The organism is Acinetobacter sp. TUM15064 (assembly GCF_008980265.1).
In the GTDB taxonomy this organism is placed as follows: domain Bacteria; phylum Pseudomonadota; class Gammaproteobacteria; order Pseudomonadales; family Moraxellaceae; genus Acinetobacter.
This window is the reverse complement of sequence record NZ_BKFU01000088.1, coordinates 1-9153: the sequence shown is the minus strand read 5'-3', so window position 1 is coordinate 9153 and position 9153 is coordinate 1. Positions and strand designations below refer to the sequence as shown.

The following is a 9153-nucleotide window of genomic DNA, read 5'->3' as shown; positions in this document are numbered from 1 at the left end:
ATGTATTGTGTCTAATATCAGCTTAAATTTTTAAGTCAAATTTCGGTTTTAAAAATAATTCAGCGGAATTTTTAAGTAAGAAACACCATTTTCTTCAGGTTTAGGAAATTTTCCTGCAAACATATTGATTTGAATGGCTGGCAAGATCAATTTTGGCATACTTAAAGTTGCATCACGGCGATTGCGCATTTCGATAAAATTAACTTTCTGTGTTTCGGTATTAATATGAATATTTTCATGTTTTTGTACTGAAACGGACGTTTCATATTGATAATGATCCCGGCCCTCTGGCAAATAGTCATGGCATAAGAACATCCGCATTTGATCTGGCAATGTGTACAAAGTTCTCACTGAGTCAAATAACGTTGCTGCACTTCCCTTAGGAAAGTCGCAACGTGCTGTGCCGTAGTCAGGCATAAACAAGGTATCCCCTACGAAAACAGCATCGCCAATGACATAGCTTAAACACGCTGGTGTATGGCCAGGGGTTGGAAGGTTATATGCTTTTATGTTGCCTATCAAAAATGTCTCATGATCTGCAAAAAGGTAATCAAATGACTGCGTAGCATTTAAACTCTTAATATCTAAGTGATAAATCTCACCAAAAGTTTGTTGTACGATCTCAATCTTATGGCTAATAGCAGTTTTTCCACCTAGTCTTTGCTTTAAGTACTGTGCAGCACTTAAATGATCCGCATGCACATGTGTTTCTAAAATCCAGTCTACGCTTAGGCTATTTTCTTGAATATAACTAATGATTAAATCAGCCTGCTCTGTATTAGTCTTTGCCGATGCTGCATCATAATCCAGCACACTATCAATCACGGCGCAGCGCTGAGTTTCTGGATCACTCACCACATAACTAAAGGTGTTAGTTGCAGAGTCAAAAAAGGCTTTGACTTGAGCTGTTTGCATCATGATATTACTCCATCACTTTACGGTGTAGCAACACGCCTATGAACATCGCAATTACAAAATAGATCGCTTGATAATACCCCAACCCAATCAAAGTGAAACTCGGTGCAGGACAAATTCCCGCAATTCCCCAGCCTATACCGAATAACAGACTTCCGATAATCAGTTTTCTGTCGATTTTCGTATTTTTAGGCAGTTGTATGACTTCACCATAAAAGGTTTGTGGGTGTGACTGACGTACAGCGTTCTGAAAAGGAATAAATGCAACTGCAATTGCACCCATCATCACAAAAGCTAGGCTGGCATCCCACTGCCCGAAAATATCTAAAAAACCAATCACCTTTGCAGGATTCGACATTCCTGATAGCATGAGACCGATTGAAAATAATCCGCCCCAAATGAATGCCCAAACATTTCTCATTTTAGATTGCTCCAAGCATATGTCGAACGATATACACAGTGATAAAGCCTGCGAACATAAAACTAATCGTAGCGATGATTGAACGTTTGGATAAGCGACTAATACCGCAAATACCATGCCCACTGGTACAACCCGAGCCTAAACGAGTGCCAAAACCTACCAATACGCCCGCAATAATTAACATGAAAGGTGTCGCTTCCATATGAATATCAGGTTGAACAAAAGCTGCGTATATAAACGGAATAATAAACAGACCCAATAAGAACCACAGTGCAGGCGTATTTATAATCCCCTTTAAGTTTAAAACTTGAGAGACCAGACCACTAATTCCCGCAATTCGTCCATTGGTATATAAATATCCAACGGCGGAGATGCCGAGGAATATTCCACCTAGAAAAGACCACGCAAAATCGTGCATTGGCAATCACCTATATAATATATATTTTTATAATATATAAAATATAGAAATAATCAAGCGTACTTTGTATCTAATCATGCTATGCCTACATATAACAGCTGTTTACAGGAGCATCCATCTACCTTGGGATAGCTCAATGAAGTCTGCTAGTCCATTATCCAAATTTTTAACACTTCAGCTGACAACTTAAACCATTTCTTTTACATAGTTATTCTTCACAATAGCGTAAAAAGCTTGAATATATCCCCGAGAGATTTTCTATTCGACCTTTTTTTAGATTAGAAATACTTAACTTATCTCGTTTTATTTCATTATAGTTTTCATTTAAAGAAACTGAGTAGAGTTATGGGTACATTTCTACATCATGATCATTATTTTAGGTTTATGAAACACATTTACGACGTTTGATTATATTTTTATGTAGGTAGATATATGAAAAGTAATGAAATAATTGACTCTTTTTCTAAGCAGTTTATTGGAATTCTGATAATACGCGTTCTGCAAACCATCTTGGTAGCTTAGACACGGCGGCATTCATTTTTAAGGTTTCAGCTGCTTCTATTTCTGCAAGAAAAGACGCTTGTATACCGTCAGAAGAGTTATCAAACAAGTAGGCTCGATCGCAGCATTCTACGGCTTGCATGAGCAGATCCATACTACGGTAGTAACGTTCAATAATTTTCTGTTCAGGAACTGGATGTCCGCCTACACTGACGCGATACTTGACTCGAGCAATATTGATTTGTGGATCTACTGTTGAAACATAATATAGATAGGTTTTATAACCCTGACGTTTCGCTTCCCGGAGAAATTCAACTTTAGAGATATGCGACATTACCGTCTCAAAAGTAAAACTGACTTTTAAGCGCAGAAACTCAAACCGAATATAATCAATAATGCGTGCACAGAGATAAGAGTCGATTTCTTCGGTTTTAAACTCAATCTTCCATTCATCTAGCACAATTGGTTCATGCGCAAGTAAAGTCACGAACTGTCCCGCTTGAGGACGTTTCTTACTTTTTAAAAAAGTGACCAACTCTGATGCTTTTAAGGAAGGATGATAATGCAATAAATCAAGGCGTTGGCTTTGTCTTAAATTTTGTTCGAGTTCATCTGCATTTAAATATGCCCCAATATGTTGGGGCAAGAGGTAATCTTTAACAGTGCTTTTACCAGAACCATTCGGCCCTGCAAACATTCTTATTCTAGGTTGTCGAGGTGGCATATCAATCTATACAGTTACGCGTTTCTTTTTACGTGTCAGTGTCGGTAAAACGCCTACATCGACATAAGCACTACTTAAGTCCTGTAAAACAGTTTCATTACCGTGAATATCACGCTCAACCAATTGCTCAGCTTTTGCATAAACCACAGACGAACGCGTAGTTGCCTTTAAAAAAGCATCATGAAAAGCATGAATAGCAAGTTTAGGAATCATATCATCCTCATATTTGCCTGCTTTAATGTCGGTATAAGCTGCCATACACCAACTCCTACTCAAACGATGGTTGATTTTATTTATCTTAACACAATCGGGCACATTGTCTATTTATACAGCACACTGAAACAATAAATTAGATCTTAATATCTGCGCTAATTCCGTGTTGTCTTATTGAGTTACTTTACTTTTGACTCGTTTCGTATCTTCAAGTTTTAAAGCTTTAGCCGTTGGGCAAAAAGCACTTTCATTCATTCCGCTATCAGTTAAGCTTTTCTCTTGCTGTTCAAGATAACGGTTGGCCACCATCAACATTACAGGTGCTGTACTTAACTCAATATTGGCCTTGGACAGCGCAGCAATTTGATGATAAGCATCCATACGCTGACAAAATGCAGTTTTCATCTCTGTTGCAGTTGCTTGGTTATCTTTTGAATCTAGAACAGTTTTAGTCGAATTCACCGTTGCGGTATATTCAGCCATTTTCTGGTCATATTGCGCCTGAGTCAGTTTTATTGTTTCTGCATAACTCTGGGTTGATAGAAGCGATAATAAAAATAACGAAAAACTAAGCAACGTCCATGTCTGTTTTTTCATGTCTTAAGACTCATCGCCTTCTTTCCAAACGTCTTCATAGTCATCACCATCAATCATAAAACGGTAACCTTCACTTAGAGCCAAGTACGGAAGTACATCTGGCAAAATATCTTGTAACTCTCGTACAGTCATGGTTGTAAAAAAGTCTTGCCCTTCACCCAATTCACCACCATAAATAAACCAAGCAACATTCTCCTCAGTTTCAGGCTTTTTACGTAAACCAACAATGGGTTCTTGATTTAAAGTATGCACAGCGACAGCTACGACATCATCACCTTTTACTTCAACATAAGCAGAGTCAAATTCTTCACAAAGTAGTTTTTGTTCTGCAATCAATTCGTTCAGTGCAGATTGTTGTGACTTTTGTGCCATGCGATGCAGCCCCTTTTGAGCATCAGTCTATCAATAGCACATTTTAAAACATATTTATGCCAAAGGCTTTGCTTATTTACTGGGTTAAATGAAAAACTCATGATTGAAACAGGCTTAAAATGAAAATATGCAGATAAAACCCATCTCAAAGCTTGGCATCTATTTTGCTTAATAGTATTACGTTTTATTAAAAAAGTAATATTGGGGCTAGGAAAATATGGGTTACATCACACGAGAACTCAGTCCTAAAAGCAAATTTTTGCTCAGCTTAGGATCATTTTTAATACCAATGCTCATTTGGTGTGCAGTAAGTTATTTACCATTTATCTGGCATCCGCAAGTACAAATTACAGATTCTGGTAGTGTGCCGTTTTTACAAGAAGGAAGCCGTGTTGATAAAGCTGTGTTTTATCATGAAGCACAAAATGCAGTTGATCATGACTTAGCCGTTCCTCAAGGTAAACTGGTTAACCCAATCTACTTACCAGCCCCACATGAGGTGGTGAAAGCTTTAGTGACATCTTTTACGACGGCTCCAGCACAGGCTGATGCGCCATGGTTACATCAAAGTCTCTGGCATAGTGTCAAAATCGTATTCACTGCATTTTTTATTTCATCAATTATTGGGGTTCCACTTGGAATTCTTTGTGGCTTCTCAAGCACTATCTCAAAACTTGCTGAACCCTTTGTTGAGTTTTTCCGTTATCTACCAGCCCCTGCATTTGGTGCATTAGCCGTAGCAATTCTCGGCATAAATGATGCACCGAAAATTGCCATTATTGTGATTGGGACACTGTTTCAACAAATTCTAATTATTGCCAATACCACTCGGATGGTTGATCAGGGACTGATCGAAGCGGGTTATACACTCGGAACAAATAAAATGAAAAGCCTGTTTCACGTCATTATCCCTGCAGCATTACCTGATATTTATCAAAATCAACGTGTATTACTCGGCTGGGCTTGGACCTATTTGATCGTTTCTGAGTTAATTGGCGCAACATCTGGCATTACCTGGTTTATCACCCAACAAGCTCGCTATCAACACTTCGACAACGTTTTTGCAGCTATTTTGATTATTGGTGTGATTGGATTGCTCTGCGATGTAATTTTAATGAAGCTAGGACAACATCTTTTTAAATGGAAAGTAGGAGCAAAATAATGGGAACTACAGAATTTAATGCTCGTGAGTATTTTAATCAAATTTATCAACGCCCTGTCATCTTAGAAGCCAAACAGCTAAGCCAAATCTTTCAGCATGGTAAAAGCTCGCGCACAATTTTAAATCAATTAGATCTGAAAATTCATAAGCGTGAATTGATCTGTGTGATTGGTCCATCAGGCTGTGGGAAATCAACCTTTAGCCGAGTTGTGGCAGGTTTAGATCCTTATAGCAGTGGTGAACTGCTAGTAGATGGGCAACCTATTTCAGGTCCAAGCCCTGAGCGCGGCATGGTGTTTCAAGGCTACACTTTATTCCCATGGAAAACAGTAAAGGAAAATGTCATGTTTGGGCCACTGATGAAAGGTGCAAGTCAGGCATCGGCTGAAGCGGCTGCACGGGAATGGATTAATATTATTGGCTTAGAAAAATATGAAAACCAATATCCACATCAACTATCTGGTGGTATGAAACAACGTGTCGCTATTGCCCGCGCATTAGTCAATGAACCCAAGATTCTGCTGATGGATGAACCATTTGGCGCGCTTGACCCGCATACTCGTCAAAAAATGCAGAGGCATCTGCTAGATCTATGGCAAAACATTGATATCACTATCATCTTTGTGACACATGACATGGATGAAGCTATATTGTTGGCCGATCGTATTGTTGCCTTAAAAGCAAATCCTGGGGAAATTAAAGAAATTATTGAGGTCAATTTACCTCGACCGCGACATCAAGATTTAATGCAAACAACTGAGTTTAAAGAACTACGCAAACATGTAGATCGACTTGTCCATGCTGATGAAGATGAGCTTGACCCTGCTTTGGCTGAGTTACCTGTCATCCCACGTATGACGAAAGTTAGTCATGTGAAGTAAGGAGCTGATCAGATATGTCATATCTATATTTATGTATTGCTATTGTGGCTGAGGTCATTGCAACTTCTGCTCTTAAAGCTTCTGACGGATTTACTCAATGGTTACCCGCCTCAATTACAGTGGTGGGTTATTTAGTTGCAATTTATTTCCTTGCACTGACCATGAAAACTGTTCCTGTGGGAATCACTTATGCGCTATGGTCTGGAGCAGGCATTATCCTAATTTCCTTCATTGGTTGGGTTTACTACAAGCAAAATCTCGATGCGCCTGCATTGTTAGGTTTAGCCTTTATGGTCATAGGAATCATCATCATTAATGTTTTTTCAAAAAGTACTGAAATCTAACCCGATGCCTAGTTGCATCTTTCTTCTCAAATTTTATGCGTTTAGGTCAAAACACAAAAGTTTTTTAGGATCTAAAATTGACAAACTTAAACATCAAGCAAAAAGCTTTCTGCTTTGCCACTTGAAGAAAAAGTGAAAGAGTATACGGAGAGCTTTGGGATTAAACATTGAGGCTAGACCCTCTCTTGGTGAAGGACGTACGGAAACCTTAGAATGATCAGAACTTGCAAAAATTCCAAATAAAGCAGACAACAAAGAGGTTTTTGATCTAAGTTAAGATTGACCCCAAAATGCCCCTAATGTTGTTACCAAAAAGCCCATGCATGAGCTAATTTACCCAACTGAAGTGCAATAGCCAGAAAGCCAAATCAAATCAATATTTGAGCCAGACTATAGATAGACTTTACGATTTCCGATGCCAATGAGCCAAGTCCCTCACTACAAGAAATCCGAATAGATGATGAATGTCTTAGAGCTGTCATATTACTTGAATTTTCTTTTGTCTGAGCGGAAATGATCACACTATATCAGGATTAAACTTGAAGTATGTGTCATTGATAAAGAAAGTGTTTTAATACATCACCCTCAAATACAAAAGAGGCTTTCTTTTAAAGAAAGCCTCTTAAAAATTATTTGTATTATTTCAGACCTTCGACCAATTCAGGAAAGATCACACCATCAACATCTACCTTCGTGCTATACACACCATTTTTGACGTTAAACTCATTCACAAAATATGTTGAACCATAAATCGAATCTAACCCATTGCCTTTGGCAAAGACTTTCTTGTTCGCATCTATATCCAGTAAATGTGTTCCATCTATAAATTGTAAATATTGAGCTGGTTCAACACCAACACGTTTTGCCATGATTTTGACTGCATCATCACGCGTTGCCGGATCATTGATGTATTTAACGGTTTTATCCCATACTTGTATGATTTTTTTCCAATCTTCTTTATGTGAGGATAGATGTGCCGTATTCACCGTTAAAGTGTCATAAATCAAACCAGGTTTGTCTTTAGAACTATAAATAATTTTAGAACCCGCAACAGCTTTCAAAGCCTGATTTGCAACGGGTTGCCATACAGCAATTGCTGCAACATCGGGACTTGAAAATACTTGAGGGAGCTCATTGGTAACAGCATTTACTAAAGTCACATCAGTCGCTTGAATTTTATAATCACTTAACGCGGTAGATAACAAATGATGATCAACTAGCCCTTTTTCAACAGCAATTGATTTCCCTTTCAAATCTGAAATTGAGTTGATCCCATCTTTCGCAATAATAACGTCATTTCCAGCAGAATAATCAGTGGCCATAATCATTACGCCCTTGGTTCCTCCAGAAGCAATGACCAAATTGTCCCCATTCGATACTGAGATTGCATCTAATTGGTTCGCTGAGAATGCGTTAATAGATGCCGAATAATCGAACCACTTAAATTCAACATTCAAGCCTGCATCCTTTAACCACCCCTTTTCAATTGCAACTTGCCAAGCAACCCAGCCAGGCCAATCACTATAGCCAATGGTGATTGGCTGTGTGTTGGTTGAGGCCGATGCCGTTTTCTGCTTTTCTGGAACCTTGGCAGTATTGTCACACCCTGCCAAGAATGTAGCAGAAACCATAGATACTGATAAAAATACGTGTTTAATCATGAGGCTATCCCCGATGCAGTTAGGCTTAAAGTTGCTCTCTAATAGATGTACAGCATTATGATTTCAATGCATTCAGATTTTCGTTTTGCGGAATCGGAGGCATTACGGCATCCATAAGCTCCAAATGCCCTTTAATCACCCCTTTCAAGGCAATGAATTTTTGACTTAAAGCTTTTAACTCAGTGCTTAGACCCTGCAAAATCATCACTTCTAGAATCTTTTGCTCGTCCAATTGAATATGCAGTGAGCTCACGACTTGTTCTAAAAATTGGCGCTGTAAATCTAGCAATTGGATCCTAAGTGGAGTCACACTGGCGTTATAAAGTAAAGTGAAAGTCCCTACCATCACGGCGTTACGTTGCTCTTGATCCGCGATCAAATGCTTATTGATCATATCGACGATTGCTTGCGAACGGCTTTCATAGTGTTGATCAACAATTTTTTGATCCAATGCATCAACGGTTCGTTCTGGTACAGTAATACTGATTCGCGCCAACTTTGGTTTAGACACGTCGTTATCCTTTTTTCGTTAAATCTTGTTTAATGTAAATTCCAGCTCTTGCACTTAAAATTTCTATGGCAAATAGCTTAAGTATGGAGATTAAAGCGATTAAACTCTCTTTGAAGTGTTTAGACATCTGCAACTCCTATCAGTATTACCAAAAAAGTTTTTTGTATTACCAATGAATAAGCAGAATGCATGCCAATTTTTTAAAGCAAATTTAAAGCTACAGCGCATAAAAACGTTTATTTTTTGTGCGGAATTATTTTTTATTTTTAGAAGTGACACATCTAAGTGCATTGTGGGAAATCAAAGATGATTTTCAGTAAAACATTTATAAAATAAGAGCTAGCATACCAAGTAATAACCATCGTCAAGAAGATACGGGGGCAATACTACTTATCCAGATATCAATCTGGCAGATAAAAAAAATCGCCAACTG

Annotated in this window: 13 protein-coding genes; 3 read left to right on the top strand and 10 right to left on the bottom strand. The window is 38.4% G+C overall.

Going from position 1 to position 9153, the window contains the following annotated elements; translation table 11 throughout:
* Positions 1-48: 48 nt before the first annotated feature.
* The 7 genes from GBI16_RS16755 to GBI16_RS16725 form a co-directional block, all read right to left on the bottom strand.
* Positions 49-918 (bottom strand): MBL fold metallo-hydrolase, encoded by an 870-nt coding sequence (locus GBI16_RS16755; RefSeq protein WP_086210626.1) that lies wholly within the window; start codon positions 916-918, stop codon positions 49-51.
* 4 nt (positions 919-922) lie between these two features.
* Positions 923-1336: a DUF6691 family protein gene (locus GBI16_RS16750; protein ID WP_086210627.1), complete on the bottom strand. Its 414-nt coding sequence runs from the start codon at positions 1334-1336 to the stop codon at positions 923-925.
* Position 1337: 1 nt separating this feature from the next.
* A complete protein-coding gene (locus GBI16_RS16745; protein WP_086210628.1) occupies positions 1338-1754 on the bottom strand; it encodes a YeeE/YedE family protein in 417 nt (138 codons plus the stop codon).
* A gap of 472 nt (positions 1755-2226) precedes the next feature.
* Entirely contained in the window at positions 2227-2952 is a 726-nt protein-coding gene (locus GBI16_RS16740; protein WP_086210629.1) for a zeta toxin, read from the bottom strand.
* A 33-nt stretch (positions 2953-2985) separates the two neighbouring features.
* On the bottom strand, positions 2986-3237 hold the full coding sequence (locus GBI16_RS16735; RefSeq protein WP_086210630.1) for a hypothetical protein: 252 nt from the start codon (positions 3235-3237) through the stop codon (positions 2986-2988).
* Positions 3238-3363: 126 nt separating this feature from the next.
* Positions 3364-3789 (bottom strand): hypothetical protein, encoded by a 426-nt coding sequence (locus tag GBI16_RS16730; protein WP_151707504.1) that lies wholly within the window; start codon positions 3787-3789, stop codon positions 3364-3366.
* Between the two features lie 3 nt (positions 3790-3792).
* A complete protein-coding gene (locus tag GBI16_RS16725; RefSeq protein WP_004693046.1) occupies positions 3793-4161 on the bottom strand; it encodes a hypothetical protein in 369 nt (122 codons plus the stop codon).
* Positions 4162-4378: 217 nt separating this feature from the next.
* On the opposite strand from GBI16_RS16725, the gene GBI16_RS16720 reads away from it, so the two are divergent.
* From GBI16_RS16720 to GBI16_RS16710, 3 genes are read left to right on the top strand one after another with little or no spacing between them, the layout of a single operon-like run.
* On the top strand, positions 4379-5323 hold the full coding sequence (locus GBI16_RS16720) for an ABC transporter permease (protein ID WP_119064021.1): 945 nt from the start codon (positions 4379-4381) through the stop codon (positions 5321-5323).
* Positions 5323-6204 carry an ABC transporter ATP-binding protein gene (locus GBI16_RS16715; RefSeq protein WP_110975494.1) on the top strand — a complete coding sequence of 294 codons (882 nt, stop codon included), beginning with the start codon at positions 5323-5325 and terminating at the stop codon, positions 6202-6204. Before GBI16_RS16720 ends, GBI16_RS16715 begins: the two co-directional genes overlap by 1 nt.
* Before the next feature lie 14 nt (positions 6205-6218).
* Entirely contained in the window at positions 6219-6548 is a 330-nt protein-coding gene (locus GBI16_RS16710) for a multidrug efflux SMR transporter (RefSeq protein ID WP_086210634.1), read from the top strand.
* A 638-nt stretch (positions 6549-7186) separates the two neighbouring features.
* Here GBI16_RS16710 and GBI16_RS16705 read toward each other — a convergent pair.
* The 3 genes from GBI16_RS16705 to GBI16_RS19060 are packed head-to-tail and all read right to left on the bottom strand — an operon-like array spanning position 7187 to position 8847.
* A complete protein-coding gene (locus tag GBI16_RS16705; RefSeq protein ID WP_086210635.1) occupies positions 7187-8209 on the bottom strand; it encodes an ABC transporter substrate-binding protein in 1023 nt (340 codons plus the stop codon).
* 55 nt (positions 8210-8264) lie between these two features.
* On the bottom strand, positions 8265-8720 hold the full coding sequence (locus GBI16_RS16700; protein WP_086210636.1) for a CopG family ribbon-helix-helix protein: 456 nt from the start codon (positions 8718-8720) through the stop codon (positions 8265-8267).
* A 4-nt stretch (positions 8721-8724) separates the two neighbouring features.
* Positions 8725-8847 (bottom strand): hypothetical protein, encoded by a 123-nt coding sequence (locus GBI16_RS19060; protein WP_265733403.1) that lies wholly within the window; start codon positions 8845-8847, stop codon positions 8725-8727.
* Positions 8848-9153: the final 306 nt, after the last annotated feature.